Genomic DNA, 16487 nt, shown 5'->3' on the forward strand with positions numbered 1-16487 from the left:
AGTGTTAGCTCTATCACACTGGGTTCTCAATCTAGGTAAAGGTTGGGAGCAACGCAAGACCGCACCCGAACCTTTTTGGTACGTCCGTGCCTGGGAAGCAAGTTTCGAACCGTCCGGTTGGGCCGACTCGCTGGGAAAACCGGGCGACACGCCCATAGGTAGCGGACACCGCCGTCCGGCGGCGTGTCCTTCGCCGTGCGCACCTCGCAGGCGGGTCCTGCCCACCCCGTACTCTTGGGCCGTGCCGATGACACGAACACTCGCGAAACTGGCCGGCAGCTGCGTGCTCGCCGCCGTGCTCGTCGCGGGGCTGTTGTTCCCGCTCGCCGGTGGATTCGGCTTCGTCTCGAACCGCGCCGCCGACGCCGTCGACAACGTGTCCGCCGAGCTGGTCGAGGGCACCGTCCCCGCCGTCTCCACCATGGTCGACACCGCGGGCAACCCGATCGCCTGGCTGTACGAGCAGCGCCGGTTCGAGGTGCCGAGCGACGAGATCTCCAACAACATGAAGCTCGCGATCGTCTCGATCGAGGACCGCCGCTTCGCCGAGCACGAGGGCGTCGACTGGCAGGGCACGCTGCGCGCGTTCCTCACCAACTCCGCCAGCGGCGAGGTGCAGCAGGGTGCCTCCACGCTGGACCAGCAGTACGTGAAGAACTTCCAGCTGCTCGTCGTCGCGAAGACCGACGCCGAGCGCCGCGCGGCCATCGAGACCACCCCCGCGCGCAAGATCCGCGAGATCCGGATGGCGCTCACCCTCGACCGCGAGCTCACCAAGGACGAGATCCTCACCCGCTACCTGAACCTGGTCCCGTTCGGCAACAGCTCCTACGGCATCCAGGACGCGGCGCAGACCTACTTCGGCGTCGATGCCGCCGACCTGAACGTCGCGCAGTCGGCGATGCTCGCCGGCATGGTGCAGAGCTCGTCGAAGCTCAACCCGTACACCAACAAGGAGGGCGTGCTGCAGCGGCGCAACACCGTCCTCGACACCATGGTGCAGAACATCCCGAGCCGGGCCGACGAGTTCCGCACGGCCAAGACCGAGCCGCTCGGCGTGCTGCCCGAGCCGAAGGGGCTGCCGCGCGGCTGCATCGCCGCCAACGACCGCGGCTTCTTCTGCGACTACGCGCTGCAGTACCTGGCCAACTCCGGGATCAGCCGGGAGCAGGTGGACAAGGGCGGGTACCTGATCCGCACCACGCTCGATCCGGCCGTGCAGGACTCGGTGCGCGACGCGGTGAGCGCCGCCGCCGACCCCAACCTGGCGAATATCGCCGAGGTCATGTCGGTGGTCGCGCCCGGCGAGAACTCGCACGACGTGGTCGCCATGGCGAGCAGCAGGCGGTACGGCCTCGACCCGGACGCCAACGAGACCGTGCAGCCGCAGCCGTACTCCATGGTCGGCGACGGCGCCGGCTCGATCTTCAAGCTCTTCACCACCGCCGCCGCGATGGAGAAGGGGCTCGGCATCAACGCCCAGCTGGACGTGCCGAACCGGTTCGAGGCCAAGGGCATGGGCAACGGCGGCGCCCGCGGCTGCCCGGCGGCCACCTACTGCGTGGAGAACGCGGGTAGGTACAAGTCGCCGCTCTCGGTCACCGAGGCGCTCGCGACCTCGCCGAACACCACCTTCGTCAAGCTGATCCAGGCGGTCGGGGTGGCGCCGACGGTGGACATGGCGGTCCGGCTCGGGCTGCGCTCGTACACCGAGGCGGGCACTTCCGGGTTCAGCAACCAGAGCCTGGCCGACATGATCAAGGAGCAGAACCTCGGCTCCTTCACCCTCGGCCCGGTCGCGATCAACCCGCTGGAGCTCTCCAACGTCGCCGCCACGCTGGCCTCCGGCGGCCGCTGGTGCCCGCCGTCGCCGATCCGCGAGGTCGTCGACCGCCAGGGCAAGCAGGTGCCGCTCACCCAGCAGGCCTGCGAGCAGGTGGTCGAGCCGGGGCTGGCGAACACCCTGGCGAACGCCATGGGCAAGGACGACACCGAGGGCACCGCCGCCGGCTCGGCGCGGGCCACCGGCTGGAACGCGCCTGCCTCCGGCAAGACCGGCACCACCGAGAGCCACCGCTCCTCCGGCTTCCTCGGCTTCACCAACTCGCTGGCCGCCGCGGTCTACGTCTACGGCGACAGCCCGACCCCCGGCGAGATCTGCTCCTTCCCGCTGCGCAACTGCGGCAGCGGTGATCTCTTCGGCGGCAACGAGCCCGCGCGCACCTGGTTCAGCGCCATCAAGCCGGTGCTCGGGCAGTACCCGCCGCCCGCGCTACCGCCGCTGGACGACAAGTACGTGCGCGGGTCGAACCAGGCGCAGGTGCCCGACGTCAGCAACATGTCCCAGGGCGACGCCACCTCGGCGCTCACCAGGGCCGGGTTCCAGGTCACCGCGGTGACGCAGGGCGGCGCGACGCCGAAGGGGACGGTGATGGGCACCGCGCCGAACGGGTCGGCTATCCCGGGGTCGGTGATCACCATCTACGTGAGCGACGGCACCCAGCGGCAGGCGCCGAGCCCGGCGCCCGCGCCCGCCCCCGTACCGGTTGCTCCCGGGTTGCCGCCGCTGCGGCTTCCGCCCATTCCGATCCCGATCCCGATCCCCCGCTAGAACCGGGGGCGGGGCGGCTCAGAGCCGGGCTTTGACCGCGGCCGAGATCCGGGAGCCGTCCGCCTTGCCCGCGGCGATGGCGGTGGCGATCTTCATGACCTGCCCCATCTGCCGCATGCCGGGCCGCTCCCCCAGCGCCTCGGCGACCTGCGCGATGGCGGTGTCGGCCACATCCGCCACCTCGGCCTCGGTGAGCTGCGTCGGCAGGTACCCGTCGATGATCCTGGCCTCGGCGTGCTCGTTGGCGGCGAGCTCACCGCGGCCGTTCTGGGCGTACACCTCCGCCGCCTCGCCGCGCTTCTTGGCCTCTTTCTGCAGCACGGAGATCACTTCGGCGTCGGAGAGTTCGCGCGCCGCGGAGCCGGCCGTCTCGGCGTGCTGGATCGCGGCGAGCAGCATCCGGACGGTGCCCAGACGCAGGGTGTCCTTGGCTTTCAGCGCGGTGGTGAGATCCGCCCGCAGCTGCGACTTCAGTTCCGACATACCCCCACGCTAGCCCGTCCCGCACCCGGCTCCCAGCGCATTTGCGCTCGTGGCACCCGCTGTGCGAGAACACACGGGGCAGGACCGGGCCGGCTCACCTATGCTGGGCAAATGCCCGTCATCACGACCTCCGCCGTCGGACGCGCCGCAACGGTGGCCGCGGGAGCCGCGGTCGCCGGAATCGGTTACGCCTCCCTCGTCGAGCGCAATGCCTTCGTGCTCAGGGAGACGACCATGCCGGTGCTGCAGCCCGGGTCGTCGTCGCTGCGGGTGCTGCACATCAGCGATCTGCACATGACGCCGAACCAGAAGCTCAAGCAGCAGTGGCTGCGCGACCTGGACCGGCTGGAGCCGGACCTGGTGGTGAACACCGGCGACAACCTGTCGCACCAGAAGGCGGTGCCCGCCGTCGTGCAGTCGCTCGGCAGCCTGCTCTCCCGCCCCGGGCTCTTCGTGTTCGGCAGCAACGACTACTTCGCGCCGGTGCCGAAGAACCCGCTCAAGTACTTCGAGAAGAACCACCGCCGCACCTACGGCGCGCCGCTGCCCTGGCAGGACCTGCGCGCCGCGTTCAACGAGCGCGGCTGGCTCGACCTCACGCACGTGCGCCGCGATCTCGAGGTCGGCGGCATCCGGATCGCCACCGCAGGGGTGGACGACCCGCACCTGCGGCGCGATCGCTACGACACCATCGCCGGAGCGCCGAATCCGCTGGCGGACCTGCGAATCGGGGTCACCCACTCGCCCGAGCCCCGGGTTCTCGACCGCTTCGCCGCCGACGGCTACGACCTGGTGCTGGCGGGCCACACGCACGGCGGCCAGCTCTGCGTGCCCGGTTTCGGTGCGCTGGTGACCAATTGCGGCATCGACCGGTCCCGGGTGAAGGGCCCGTCCAGCTGGGGCGAGCACACCAAGCTGCACGTCTCGGCCGGTATCGGCACCTCGCCGTGGGCGCCGTACCGCTTCTGCTGCCGCCCGGAGGCCACGCTGCTCACCCTCGTCGCCGCGCCGACCGAGCAGACCGAGATCGGCTACGGCCGTTCGGCTTCGGAGGCCGTCGCCCGCTAAGGTCGCGTCCCGAGGCCGAACGTCAGGCAGGGGGACGGGACAGTGGCGGACAGCCATGTGCAGGGACTACCGGGGGCACAGCCGGATTCCGGTGCGGTGAACCGAGTTACGCCGATCGTTGGATCGACGTTTTCGGACGGATCCGGCTCGTGGCACGCCACCGCCGTCCGCGAGCGGGACCCCGAGCGGCCCGCCGTGCCGCCGCCGCACGATTTCGACGCCTTCCTCGCCGAGTACCGGACCGGGCCGAGCGGGCAGAGCCGGACCCTGCCCGCCGCGGGCGCCGTCGTGCTCGTCTTCGCGGCCGCCGCCACCGCCGTCGCCGTCACCCGCGGCTCGGACGCCCCGGCTGGCGGCCCCTCGCTGGTCAGCGCGCTCACCAGTGAGGCGCCCGCCAGCGTCGCGGCGCCACCGCCGGTGCTCCCCGGCTACCAGGTGGTCGCCGCACCGGACCGGGACGCGGCCTACGACGTCCCCGCGGGCTGGCACATCGCCCCGGCGGACACCGTCGCCGGGTTCGGCCGCGCCCCGGACGCGCTCACCGGCAAGGGCTACGCCACCGACGGCCGCGACTACTGCCCCGGCTCCACCCGCACCGTCTCCTTCCTCACCGCCGCCGCCGACGCCGATTCCGCCGCGGCGGCCACCGCCGTCGGCGCCGAAGCCGCCCGCCTCGCCTACGCCGACCCCGGCGCCGCCGCCCCCGCCGAGCCGCTGCGCTCCATCGACGGCGGCCAGCAGGGCATGTTCGTCGAGACCAGGGGCCGGATCGCCCGGCCCGCCCCGGGCTGCGCCGCCGAGTACTCCGTCTACACCTGGGCCGCTCCCAGCACCAACGGCAGCTTCGTCATGGTGATCGCCGCCGACACCGGCGTCCCGCACGCACTCGACGCCGCCGGAGCCAAGCGCGTCTTCAGCTCCATCCGCCCCTACGAACCCTGACTGACCTGCCGGTTTAACGTCCGGAGGCCCCCTGTTGTAAGCTACTTCAGGTTCTCCTCCCCGGGGTGTGGCGCAGCTTGGTAGCGTGCTTCGTTCGGGACGAAGAGGTCGCAGGTTCAAATCCTGTCACCCCGACTCGTGTGGTTGAGACACGAAGGCCCTGATCCGTTCACACGGATCAGGGCCTTTTTTTCGCGGTTTGACCTTCGAGTTGCTCGAAGCTCCATGATGGCCGCATGCCGGACGAACTCATGCCGATCGGAGAATTCGCGCGCCGCAGTGGGCTGACCGCCAGCGCGCTGCGCTTCTACGCCGACACCGGGGTGCTGCTGCCCGCGGAGGTGGATGCGGCGACCGGGTATCGGTACTACGCCGGGGAGCAGGTCGAGCGGGCCGGGGTGCTGCGCCGGTTGCGCGAGATCGGGATGCCGCTGGCGCCGGTGCTCCGGGTGCTGGAGGGGGATCCGGCGGAGGCGGTGCGGCTGGTCCGCGAGCACGCGGAGGCGGTGGCGGCGGAGGCGGTGCTCGCTCAGCGGACCGCCGCCGAGCTGGAGGCGGCGTTCGGTGGGGCGCCGGAGGTGGCGATCGGGGCAGTCCGGGGGCCGGTGCTGGCGGCGGCGATCGAGCAGGTGCTCGCGGCCACCGCCGTCGACCCGGGGCTGCCGGTGCTCAACGGGGTGTGCCTGGAGGCGCTGCCGGATGCGGTGATCCTCACCGCCACCGACCGGTATCGGCTCTCGACCCGGACCATCGCCCCGGCCGAGGCACCCGCTTCGAGCTGGGCGGGGACCGTCGCCGGGGTCGATCTGCGGGCGGCGGTGCCGGAAATTCGGCGCACGCCGGTGGTCGCGCTGCGCGCCACCGGGCACCGCATCGGGCTCGGTGCGCAGAGCTGCCGCGTCCTGCCGGAGGAATTCCCGGACTACCGCGGCATGCTCGCCACGCTCGCCGCCGTCGGCACCAGGGTGACCGTCGGCCGGGACGCCCTGCTCCGCGCGCTCGAAGAGCACCGGGGCAGCGATATCGAACTGCGCGCAGCCGCGGGTGGACCCGCGCCCGGCGCCACCTCGCCACCCGCTGTCGGCGACCCCGCCGGCGGCATTACCGCCTCCGGCGAGCTGCGCATCGGCGGCACCGCGCTACCCGCGACCGTCACGGGCACCCCGTGCACCCTGCACTTCGACCCCGCCATCCTGCACCCGGCCGTCGCCACCGCGATCGGCCCGGAACTCCTGCTCGACCTGCGCGGCCCGACCCAGCCGATCACCCTCCGCTCCGCCGACCGCGGCGACCTCACCACCCTCGCCATGCCCATCCACCCCCGAAACGGAGCCCCGTGACCGACCCAACCATGACCGCCATCCTCGCCGCCGTCGGCGCAGGCCGCGACGGCGACACCGGCGCCGCCCGCACCGCCCTGCTCGCCCTCTGGACCGAGATCGGCCCCGCGGGCGACGCACTGCACCGCTGCACCCTCGCGCACTACCTCGCCGACCTCTACGACGACCCGGCCCAGGCCCTCGCCTGGAACATCCGCGCCCTGGACGCCGCCGACACCGTCACCGACGAGCGGGTGCAGGAGCAGCACGACAGCCTGCGCATCGCCGGCTTCTACCCCTCCCTGCACCTGAACCTCGCCGACGACTACCGCCGCCTCGGCTCCTTCCGCACCGCCGCCGAACACCTCGCCCTGGCCAGGCAGCACGCCCCCGCCCTCGGCCCCGACCCGTACGGCGACCTCATCCGCGGCGCCATCGACGGCGTCGGCGCGGCGATCGAGCGCCGCGACACCGCGCCGCGCGGCTGATCAGGCCGGGATCCGCTCACCGGCCAGGAACGGGACGACGAAGGCGCGCAGGAGTTCGCGCTCCTCGTCCGGCTCGGCGGGCATGGTGAGCAGCGAGACCACACTGCGCACCAGCCAGCGGCCGAGGCGGCGGGCGGCGGCTGGGTCGAGGTCGGGGCGGAGGCTCGCGACGAACTGGCTGGCGAGCACCTCGACGGCGTCGGAGGAGTCGGCCAGCTGGGCGACGACGCCCGCGTTCACCGGCTCGAACCAGACCGCGAGGTACTCGGTGCCGCGCACGGCGGCGAGCACCGCGAGGAGCGTGTCGAGCAGGGCGGTGGCGGGGTCGGTGACGGCGCCGCGCTCGCGCCAGACCCGGGCGACCACCCGCTGCGCCTCCCGGTCGGCGAAGGCGACGAAGAGCGCCTGCCGGTTCGGGAAGTAGCGGTAGAGGGTGGCGCGGGAACAGCCCGCCGCCGCGGCCACCTCGGCCATCCCGACCCCGGAGACCCCGGTCAGGCCGCGCGTGCGGAAGAGGCTGCGCACCCCGTCCAGGATGCGGTCGGCGGCGAGTTCGGTGCGCGGGCCCGCGAGCCAGTCGCTCACGCCGCGCTCCGGAACGGGACGCGGGTCGGGCGCCGCACGTACGGGCCGTCGGCGTACTCGACGGCGTCCGGGTCGACGGCGAAGCGGGGGTAGCGGGCGAGCAGCTCCTCCAGCGCGACCCGCGCCTGCATGCGCGCGGCGGCGGCGCCGAGGCAGTGGTGCGGGCCCTGGCTGAAGGTCATCAGCTGCTGCGGGTTGCGGTGGATGTCGAGGTCGGCGGCGTCCGGGCCGTAGACCCGTTCGTCGCGATTGGCGGAGCCGTACACCAGCAGCACCTTACGGCCCGCCGGAATGGTGACGCCCGCGATCTCGACGTCGCGGGTGGTGGTCCGCGCCAGCCCCTGCACCGGCGCGGTGAGCCGGAGGAACTCCTCGACGGCGGCGCGGATCAGCTCCGGCTCGCGCACCAGCCGCGCGCGCTGCACGGGGTTGCGGTGCAGCAACTGCACCGCGCCGCCGAGCAGGCCGGTGGTGGTGTCGTTGCCGCCCGCGACCATGGTCCAGGTGTAGGCGAGCAGCTGCACCAGCCCGGTGCCGTCGTCGTCGGTGGCGCCGAGCCCGGCCTGCACCAGCAGCGAGACGGTGTCGTCGCCGGGGTCGGTGCGCCTGCGCTTGATGAGCTCGGCGAAGTACCCGACCATCTCCATGGAGGCCGCGCGCGCCTGCTCGCTGCCGGAGATGCCGCCCGCGACCACGGCGTCGGTCCAGCCGTCGAAGCGGACGCGGTCCTCCTCCGGGACGCCGAGGTAGTGCGCGACCACCATGCTCGGCAGCGGCTTGAAGAGCGTGCGCACGATGTCGCCGCCGTCGGCGAGCAGCTCCAGCCGCTCCCGGACGAAGGCGCGCACCATCGGCTCCAGCGCCTCCACCCGCCGCGGCGTGAACCCACGCGCGACCAGGCTGCGGAACTCGGTGTGCTGCGGCGGATCCTGCATGACCAGCGGCGGATTCGCGGTCAGCCCGATCTGCTCGAGCTCGCCGTACTCGATGGTCAGCCCCTGGCCCGAGGAGAAGGTGGCCGTGTCCCGCGCCGCCGCGTAGACGTCGGCGTGTCTGGTGAGCACCCAGTAGTCGTGCTCCGGCCGGGCCGGGACCACGTGGTGCACCGGGTCGTGCTCGCGCAGCGCCAGGTACATCGGCCAGGGCTCGGCCCAGGTGGAGCCGGAGCAGGGCTGGAACACGGCGCGAGACTCATCGACCAACATGTCCCGAAGGTAAGACAGATTGCGCGATGTGTCTAGAGTGCGTACTCGGTGAACTCCCCCGCCGCCCGGAACCCGAGCCTGCGGTACACCGGCTCGCCGTCCGCCGAAGCCTGCAGAACCGCCGTGCGATAACCGCTCTCGCGCGCGGCGTGCAGCACCGCAAGGGTCATGGCGCCGCCGAAGCCGCGCCGCCGGTACCCCGCGAGCGTGCTGATGTTGTAGATGCCCGCGACCCCGGCGAACCGGAAGACCTCGGCCGCGCAGACCGCGCGATCACCCACGGAGCCGACCAGGTAGCGGGCCGGACAGTCCGGCGCGAGCGCCGCCGCGGCGGCCAGGTCGTAGAAGAGCGGGACCGTCGCGGCGGGCGGCTCCCAGTTGGCGGCGAGCACCGCGGCGTAGTCGGCGAGCTCGCCCCGCTCCCGGACCGGCCGGATCGTGAGCAGATCCGGGATCGGCGGCAGCTCGCCGAGCTCGGCCCACATGGCGGTCTCGGTCTCGGTCGCGGTCCAGCCTGCCGCGGTCAGCGCGGCGCCGAGCTCCGCCGACTGCGACCACCAGGAGAACGGCCGCCCGGTCGCGCGGACCAGCGCCGCCACCTCCTCGATGCGCCGGGCGTCGGCCGAGCCCACGATCTGGTTGAAGGTGTCGTCGGCGAGGCCGCTGTCCGCGATGGTCACGTCGCCGGGTTCGAGGACGCGGGCGCCGGGCAGCCCGCGGTGCAGGTGCGCCGCGTGCTCGGCCAGGTTCGCGGCCATCCGAGCGGGGATATCGTTTTCCGGTACAGGTGAAAGCACACGCAAACAATCGCGGGCGCGGCGCAGAAACGCGAGCGAATTCTCCGGCCGGGTGCGCAACCGCTTACCTCCCCGCCGCAGCGCCGTCACACCGGCGAAACACGGCGTCCATAGCGTATACAGCCATGTCGACACGGTTGAGCACGCTCGCGGACGCCGCCGGGCGCCCGCTGCGGGATGTGGTCTACGAGGCGCTGCGCAGCGAACTCATGAACGGTGACATCACCTTCGGCGAGCGGCTCACCGAGCCCAAGCTCTCCGCGCGCTTCGGCATCTCCCGCACCCCGATCCGGGAGGCGCTGACGGTGCTCTGCTCGGACGGGCTGCTGCAGCGCGCGGAGTACGGCTTCAGCCCGGTGCGGCCGAGCATCCCGCTCATCCGCGACCTGTACGAGCTGCGCATCACGCTGGAGCTCGGCGGCATCCAGCGCGCCATGACCAATCCGGCGGTCCGGCACGACCACGCCGCGCTGAGCGCCGAGCGCGAGCGCTGGCTGGAGCTGCGCGCCGACCCGCCGGAGCAGCAGCCGGGGTTCGTGGTCAGGGACGAGGAGTTCCACGTGACGCTGCTGACGGCGTCGGGCAATGCCGAGCTGGTGCGCGCGCTGGTGCAGGTCAACTCCCGGATCCGGCACGTGCGGATGTACGACTTCATGGTCAACAACCGGATCGAGACCACCATCGCCGAGCACCTCGGCATCCTCGACGCGGTGCTCGCCGACGACCTCGCGCTCGCCTATCGCCTGCTGCACACCCACATCGGCGAATCGCTGGACGTCGTCCTCGACCGCGTGACCAAGGCCGTCGCGGCGATGTCGCTGGCCACCGACCGCACCCCCTGATCGGAGCCGCCATGACCGCCCTGCTCGACGAACCCGCCGTGCACCCGTCGCCGGTCGACCGGGTGCGCGCCGCCTACCGCCGGATCGCCGAGGTGGACCGGCCGGAGGTCTGGATCGCCCTCCGCCCCGAGGCCGAGGTGCGCGCCGACGCCGCCGCGGTGCAGGCGAGGCTGGCCGCCGGGGAGGCGCTGCCGCTGGCCGGGCTGCTGGTCGCGGTGAAGGACAATATCGACGTGGCCGGGGTGCCGACCACCGCCGCCTGCCCCGGCTTCGCCCGGATCCCGGACGAGACCGCCGCCGCGATCGAGCGGCTGACCGCGGCGGGCGCGGTGCTGCTCGGCAAGACCAACCTCGACCAGTTCGCCACCGGCCTGGTCGGCACCCGCAGCCCGTACGGCGCGGTCCGCAACGCGCACCACCCCGAGCTGGTCTCCGGCGGTTCGAGCTCCGGCTCGGCGGTGGCGGTGGCGCTCGGCATCGCCGATATCGGGATCGGCACCGACACGGCTGGCTCCGGCCGGGTGCCTGCCGCGCTGAACGGCATCGTCGGGATGAAGGCGACGCTCGGCATCGTGCCCGCGCACGGCGTGCTCCCCGCCTGCGCGGACTTCGACGCCGTCACCGTCTTCGCCGCCGAACTCCCGCTCGCGGTCGCCGCCATCCGGGTCATGGCGGGTCCGGAGCCGCGCGACCCGCGCAGCCGGAGCTGGCCCGCCGACGTCCCGCTGGCCGCCGCCCCCCGCATCGCGGTGCCGACCGGCGCGAACCTCGCCGCGCTCGCCCCCGAGTACCGCGACGCCTTCGAGCGCACGCTGCGGCTGCTGCGCGAACGCGGCGCGGAGCTGACCGAGGTCGACATCGCGCCGCTGCTCGACGCCGCGCGGCTGCTCTACGACGGCGCGCTCGTCGCCGAGCGGTACGCGGCGGTCGGCGAGTTCCTGGCGACCGGCCCGGCGGGCGTCGACCCCACCGTCGCCGCCATCATCGGCGCCGCCGCCACCCCGAGCGGCGCCGCCTTCGCCGCCGACCTGGACACCCTGGCCCGCACGAAGGCCGAGGCGGGCACCCTGCTCGACGGCTTCGCCGGGCTGCTGCTGCCGACGACGACCGAGCACCCGGCCATCGCCGCGATCGAGGCCGATCCGCGCACGGTGAACCGGCGCATGGGCACCTTCACCAACTTCTGCAACCTGCTCGACATGGCCGCGGTCGCGGTGCCCGGCCTGCCGACCGCGGCCGGGCTCCCCTTCGGCGTGATGGCGGTGGTGCCCGCCTTCGCCGACCAGCTCGCGGTTGACATCGCGGCGCTGCTCACCGGGGACGAGCCGCCGCTGCTGGTCCCGGATGCGGTGCCGCTCGCGGTCTTCGGCGCGCACCTGCGCGGCCAGCCGCTGCACCACCAGCTCACCGCGCTGCACGCCCGCTTCGCCGGGGAGATCGCCACCACCGACGCCTACCGGCTGGCCGCGCTGGACACGGTGCCGCCGAAGCCGGGGCTGGTGCGGCACGGGCCCGGACTCGGCGCCCCGATCGCGGGCGAGCTGTTCCTGGTGTCGAAGGCCGGGCTCGGCGCCTTCCTCGCGGCGCTGCCCGCTCCCATGGCGCTGACCAGCGTCGATCTCGCGGACGGGCGCAGTGTGGTCGGCTTCGGCTGCGGTTACGACGCGGCGGTGGCAGGCACCGACATCACCGGGCACGGCGGCTGGAAGGCGTATCTCGCCGCACGGTGATCCCCGTGGGCCGGCCTCCCGCGGACCGGCCCGTCCTGTGCGGTCGGGACGGGTCGGGCAGTGGCGGCAACGGTTACCTTCGGCAGTGGCCGGTCGGCCGCCTCCCGCGACGCCGGCTCCTTCAGCACCCGGAAGAGCCTGCTGCACCATCAGTCCCCGACGAACCGACCGGACCGATCACCCCTCGTGCACCGGTCCGGCCGGACGTCCCCTCATTCCCGTTTCGCAACCCCTCAGAAGCGATCCGGTACGGGAACTACTGTGCGACGCCCCGCTCTCGAGCGGCTTAACAAGACCTTGCGGCCGGATATGCCGCAATTCTCGCGAGCCGTAACGGCGGACGGCCCGGAGGGGAATGATGGAGGACAGCGACATCGACAAGAGTGGAGCAAGCGATGGAAACCGTGGTCGTCTGGGTGCTCGCCTGCGTTCTGTACTGGTGGGGGCTGCTCTAGACGGGCCCCGTGGAACGCACGGAGGGCGGGCGGTGCCAATGGCACCGCCCGCCCTCGTCGTGGGTCGGGTCAGCCCTGCTCGAGCCCGGCGCGCACGCCGCCCTCGACCCGCTTGCCCAGCTCGGCGTCGACGTTCTTCCAGTACTCGAAGACCCGGCTCAGCACCGGCTCCTGCACGCCGTCGAGCACGTGCCCGACGATGTTGTCGACCAGCCGGTCGCGCTGCTCGTCGGAGAGCACCTCGCGGACCAGCGTGCCCGCCTGGGTGAAGTCACCGTCCTCGGCGTGCTGGATGTACCCGGCCCTGACCATGGTCGGGTCGAATTCCCAGCTCCCGCCGTCCGGCGCCCGCTCCGGCTCGGCGTGCGGGCCGCCGTAGGAGTTCGGCGCGTAGACCGGGGTGCTCGCGTCGTTGTAGTCGAAGCGCATGGCGCCCTCCTTGGAGTAGGAGTTCACCTCGGCCGCGCGCGCCCGGTTCGGCGGCAGCTGCGCGTAGTTGGTGCCGACCCGGTAGCGGTGCGCGTCGGCGTAGGCGAAGACCCGGCCGAGCAGCATCTTGTCCGGTGAGAAGCCGATGCCGGGCACCGTGTTGGACGGCTCGAAGGCGGCCTGCTCGATGTCGACGAAGTAGTTGCCCGGGTTGCGGTTCAGCGTCCACTTGCCGACCTCGATCAGCGGGTAGTCGCGCTGCGACCAGACCTTGGTCAGGTCGAACGGGTTGAAGCGATACGCCTCGGCCTCGGTCACCGGCATCACCTGCACGTGCAGCGTCCAGCTCGGGAAGTCGCCGCGCTCGATCGAATCCCAGAGGTCGCGGCGGTGGTAGTCGGCGTCCGCGCCCGCCAGCCGGTCGGCCTCGTCCTGGGTCAGGAAGTCGATGCCCTGGTCGGTCTTGAAGTGGTACTTCACCCAGAAGCGCTCGCCTGCGGCGTTGATCCACTGGTAGGTGTGCGAGCCGAAGCCGTCCATGTGCCGGTAGGTCTTCGGGATGCCGCGGTCGCCCATCAGCCAGGTCACCTGGTGCGCCGACTCCGGGCGCAGGGTCCAGAAGTCCCACTGCATGTGGTGGTCGCGCAGGCCGCTGCCGGGCAGCCGCTTCTGCGAGCGGATGAAGTCGGGGAACTTGATCGGGTCCTTGATGAAGAAGACCGGGGTGTTGTTGCCGACGAGGTCGTAGTTGCCGTCTTCGGTGTAGAACTTCACCGCGAAGCCGCGCGGGTCGCGCCAGGTGTCCGGGCTGCCCTGCTCGCCTGCGACGGTGGAGAACCGCACCAGCGATTCGGTGCGCGCACCCGGCTGGAACAGCTTCGCCTCGGTGTAGCGGCTGACGTCGCTGGTCACCACCAGTTCGCCGTAGGCGCCGGCGCCCTTGGCGTGCACCACCCGCTCCGGCACGCGCTCCCGGTTGAACTGGGCGAGCTTCTCGATCAGGTAGTGGTCGTGCAGCAGGATCGGGCCCTGCGTACCCGCGGTGAGCGACTCGTTGTCGCTCTCGACCGGGATACCGCTGTTGGTCGTGGTCGGCTTGGTCATAGCGGAAGCCTCCTCGGGCTGTCGGTTGAACGGGCGCATTCGGCGCAGCGACCCCAGAAGACGACCTCGGCCTCGTCCAGGACGAAGCCGTGCGCGTCGTCCGGGTGCAGGCAGGGGGCCGCGCCGGCGACGCAGTCCACATCGGCGACGGCGCCGCAACCGCGGCACACCAGGTGGTGGTGGTTGTCGCCGATCCTGGTCTCGTACAGCGCCGCCGAGCCGGCCGGCTCGATGCGCCGCAGAATTCCGGCCCGCACGCAGGCCCGCAGCACGTCGTAGACGGCCTGGGTGGAGACCGCGCCGAGCGATTTCCGCACGGCGGCGGCGATCCGGTCGGCATCCGAGTGCGGATGCGTGGCGACCGTCTCCAGCACCGCGAGGCGAGGTGCGGTCACTCGCAGGTTCGCCCGGCGCAGCCAGTCGCGCGGTTCGGTGTCCATGGGTTCGAGTATGCCCTTTTTCTGGAACTAGTCAAGAAAACTAACTCTTCCAGACAAAGCGGGCTGCTGTGGCGCAGGTCACCTCCAATCGTGGAAGATCGGCGCCCTGGCCGCGGTTGAATGGGACTGTCGGCGCTCTTGGGCAGCCCCGGGCCGCATCTGATTCGTCGCTGCGAGCGACCACCCGCCGAGAGGCGCTTGCCGGGCGTCGACACCCCAACTTTCGTGTTCCCACGGTTACCCCGTGTTGCGGTTTCGACACCGCCGCCGCCGGACTAGCCTTTGCTCATGACTCGTCGGTCGGCCTGGCTGGTACTGCTCGCTGCCTTCGCGCTGCTGACGGGGCACGTCGCCGTCGGCAGTGCCGCGGCGGCGACTTCGTGCGTGGAGCCGTCCGGCCGCGATTTCGGCAGGGCCGCACCGGAAGACGTCGGCGTCGACAGCGAGCAGTTGGCCGCGGCGCTCGACTTCGCCGCCGGCCGCAACCGGCTGAACGTCCAGGTCTTCCGGCACAACTGCCTGATCGGCGAGGGGCCGGGCAACGCGCAGACCGGGCACGTGCCGTGGAACGTCTGGAGCGTGACCAAGAGCGTCGTCTCGGTGCTCACCGGCATGGCGTCGGACCGCGGGCTGATCGAGCTGGATGCCCCGATCGACCGCTACCTGCCGCCGGGGCTCGGCGACGCCGCGCACCGCGGCATCACCGTGCGCGACCTGCTCACCGAGACTTCGGGCATGCGGGTCGGGGTGATCACCGAGGGGCTGACCGGCGTCGTCCCGATCGACCCGAACAGCGCCGTGCAGGCGCTCGGCGTCCCGCTGGAGCACGAGCCCGGCACCACCTTCAGCTACAGCCAGCGCACCGTCGACCTGCTGACCTTCGTGCTCGAGCGGGCGCTCGGGGAGCCGCTGCAGCAGTTCGCGCAGCGCGAGCTCTTCGACCCGATCGGCATTCCGCGCGGCGACTACTACTGGGCGCGCGACCGCTCCGGCACCACCTACGGCTACGCGCACCTGTTCATCCCGCCGGTCGACCTGGCCCGGATCGGCATGCTGGTGCGCAACGACGGCCGCTGGGCCGGAAAACAGCTCGTCTCCACCGCCTACCTGGACGCGGCCCGCACCCCGTCGCCGGCGAACTCGTGTTACGGCTACCTCTTCTGGCTCGGGCCCGGGTGCGCCGAGACCCCGGACTTCCTGCCCGCCGGGGTGTACACGATGGCCGGGTTCGGCGGGCAGAACGTCTTCGTGCTGCCTGAGCTGGACCTCATGGTGGTGTGGACCGGCGCGTACGGGAACGTCAGCCGGTATGGGGCGAGCGGCATCATCCAGAACACCACCGAGCTGCCGCACGAGTTCTTCCGCAGGCTGCTGCCCGCGCTCGGCGAGCCGGACCCCGGCCCCTACGTGGAGCCGCCGCTCACGACCGACCAGAGCAAGTTCATCGACAGCACGCTGCTGCTCGCCGTCTTCGGCATCGGCCCGGCCGCCTACCCCGGCTGCAATGTGCTCAGCTGCCTCGGCGCCCCGCTCGCGGCGCCCTTCGCGGACGCGCCGCCCGGGTGCGCGGTGCTGGCCTGCATCGGCACCGACCCGCGCACGCCTGGCATTCGCTGATCAGTCCAGGCGGGTGAGCCAGCCGTGCGCGTCGTCGGTGCGCAGCGCGGCGTGGTGCCGCTTGCGCAGCGCCTGTGAGATCGGCCCCGGCCTGCCGTCGCCGACGATGCGGCCGTCCACCTCGAGCACCGGCGCGGCGCCCGCGGAGGTGCCGGTGACGAAGACCTCGTCGGCGATGTAGAGCTCGGTGAGGTCGACGGTGCGCTCCAGCACCGGGATGCCGTCCTCGGCGGCCAGGGTGAGCACGGTGCGGCGGTTGATCCCGTCCAGGATGTCGCAAGAGATTTCAGGATAGGGGGTATCTGCGTTGACCTGCTGTTTCACCCGATCCGGGGGCAGGGAACCGCTCGCCACCCTAGCTCCTGGGAGCCT

15 protein-coding genes and 1 tRNA gene are annotated in these 16487 nt (G+C 72.1%); 9 read left to right on the plus strand and 7 right to left on the minus strand.

Annotated elements, in window-relative coordinates:
• Positions 1-247 precede the first annotated feature (247 nt).
• Positions 248-2611, plus strand: a complete 2364-nt coding sequence (locus ACFUJ1_RS32575) for a penicillin-binding protein (protein ID WP_378651156.1) — start codon at positions 248-250, stop codon at positions 2609-2611.
• An 18-nt stretch (positions 2612-2629) separates the two neighbouring features.
• Here ACFUJ1_RS32575 and ACFUJ1_RS32580 read toward each other — a convergent pair whose 3' ends face one another.
• Complete coding sequence (locus ACFUJ1_RS32580; protein ID WP_378651157.1) at positions 2630-3094, minus strand: GatB/YqeY domain-containing protein; 465 nt, start codon at positions 3092-3094, stop codon at positions 2630-2632.
• A gap of 111 nt (positions 3095-3205) precedes the next feature.
• Here ACFUJ1_RS32580 and ACFUJ1_RS32585 point away from each other — a divergent pair, with 111 nt between their 5' ends.
• From ACFUJ1_RS32585 to ACFUJ1_RS32605, 5 genes are all read left to right on the plus strand, one after another.
• Entirely contained in the window at positions 3206-4162 is a 957-nt protein-coding gene (locus tag ACFUJ1_RS32585) for a metallophosphoesterase (protein ID WP_378651158.1), read from the plus strand.
• A 195-nt stretch (positions 4163-4357) separates the two neighbouring features.
• Entirely contained in the window at positions 4358-5104 is a 747-nt protein-coding gene (locus ACFUJ1_RS32590) for a hypothetical protein (protein WP_378651159.1), read from the plus strand.
• A 61-nt stretch (positions 5105-5165) separates the two neighbouring features.
• A tRNA-Pro gene (locus tag ACFUJ1_RS32595) sits at positions 5166-5239 on the plus strand.
• A 101-nt stretch (positions 5240-5340) separates the two neighbouring features.
• Entirely contained in the window at positions 5341-6444 is a 1104-nt protein-coding gene (locus ACFUJ1_RS32600; protein ID WP_378651160.1) for a MerR family transcriptional regulator, read from the plus strand.
• An 11-nt stretch (positions 6445-6455) separates the two neighbouring features.
• Positions 6456-6911 carry a hypothetical protein gene (locus ACFUJ1_RS32605; RefSeq protein ID WP_378651173.1) on the plus strand — a complete coding sequence of 152 codons (456 nt, stop codon included), beginning with the start codon at positions 6456-6458 and terminating at the stop codon, positions 6909-6911.
• On the opposite strand, the gene ACFUJ1_RS32610 is transcribed toward ACFUJ1_RS32605, so the two are convergent.
• Genes ACFUJ1_RS32610 through ACFUJ1_RS32620 form a run of 3 tightly spaced genes read right to left on the minus strand, consistent with a single transcriptional unit; the run spans position 6912 to position 9459 of the window.
• Positions 6912-7496, minus strand: coding sequence for a TetR/AcrR family transcriptional regulator (locus ACFUJ1_RS32610; protein ID WP_378651161.1), 585 nt, complete (start codon positions 7494-7496; stop codon positions 6912-6914).
• Positions 7493-8701, minus strand: coding sequence for a cytochrome P450 (locus ACFUJ1_RS32615; RefSeq protein WP_378651162.1), 1209 nt, complete (start codon positions 8699-8701; stop codon positions 7493-7495). The genes ACFUJ1_RS32610 and ACFUJ1_RS32615 overlap by 4 nt, the downstream gene beginning before the upstream one ends.
• Positions 8702-8733: 32 nt before the next feature.
• Positions 8734-9459 carry a GNAT family N-acetyltransferase gene (locus tag ACFUJ1_RS32620; protein WP_378651163.1) on the minus strand — a complete coding sequence of 242 codons (726 nt, stop codon included), beginning with the start codon at positions 9457-9459 and terminating at the stop codon, positions 8734-8736.
• 164 nt (positions 9460-9623) lie between these two features.
• Between ACFUJ1_RS32620 and ACFUJ1_RS32625 the strand changes: the two genes are divergently transcribed.
• A complete protein-coding gene (locus ACFUJ1_RS32625; protein WP_378651164.1) occupies positions 9624-10340 on the plus strand; it encodes a GntR family transcriptional regulator in 717 nt (238 codons plus the stop codon).
• 11 nt (positions 10341-10351) lie between these two features.
• Positions 10352-12070, plus strand: a complete 1719-nt coding sequence (atzF, locus tag ACFUJ1_RS32630) for an allophanate hydrolase (protein WP_378651165.1) — start codon at positions 10352-10354, stop codon at positions 12068-12070.
• Positions 12071-12594: 524 nt separating this feature from the next.
• On the opposite strand, the gene ACFUJ1_RS32635 is transcribed toward atzF, so the two are convergent.
• The gene (locus ACFUJ1_RS32635) at positions 12595-14058 is read right to left on the minus strand and encodes a catalase (protein ID WP_378651166.1); all 1464 of its coding nucleotides are present in this window, start codon (positions 14056-14058) and stop codon (positions 12595-12597) included.
• Entirely contained in the window at positions 14055-14498 is a 444-nt protein-coding gene (locus ACFUJ1_RS32640; protein ID WP_378651167.1) for a Fur family transcriptional regulator, read from the minus strand. Before ACFUJ1_RS32640 ends, ACFUJ1_RS32635 begins: the two co-directional genes overlap by 4 nt.
• 288 nt (positions 14499-14786) lie before the next feature.
• On the opposite strand from ACFUJ1_RS32640, the gene ACFUJ1_RS32645 reads away from it, so the two are divergent.
• On the plus strand, positions 14787-16115 hold the full coding sequence (locus tag ACFUJ1_RS32645) for a serine hydrolase domain-containing protein (protein WP_378651168.1): 1329 nt from the start codon (positions 14787-14789) through the stop codon (positions 16113-16115).
• Here ACFUJ1_RS32645 and ACFUJ1_RS32650 read toward each other — a convergent pair.
• Positions 16116-16487, minus strand: a 372-nt coding sequence (locus tag ACFUJ1_RS32650; RefSeq protein ID WP_378651169.1) for an aminotransferase class IV, incomplete at its 5' end; no start/stop codon positions are given.

Source organism: Nocardia sp. NPDC057227, from assembly GCF_042669725.1.
GTDB lineage: Bacteria > Actinomycetota > Actinomycetes > Mycobacteriales > Mycobacteriaceae > Nocardia > Nocardia asteroides_A.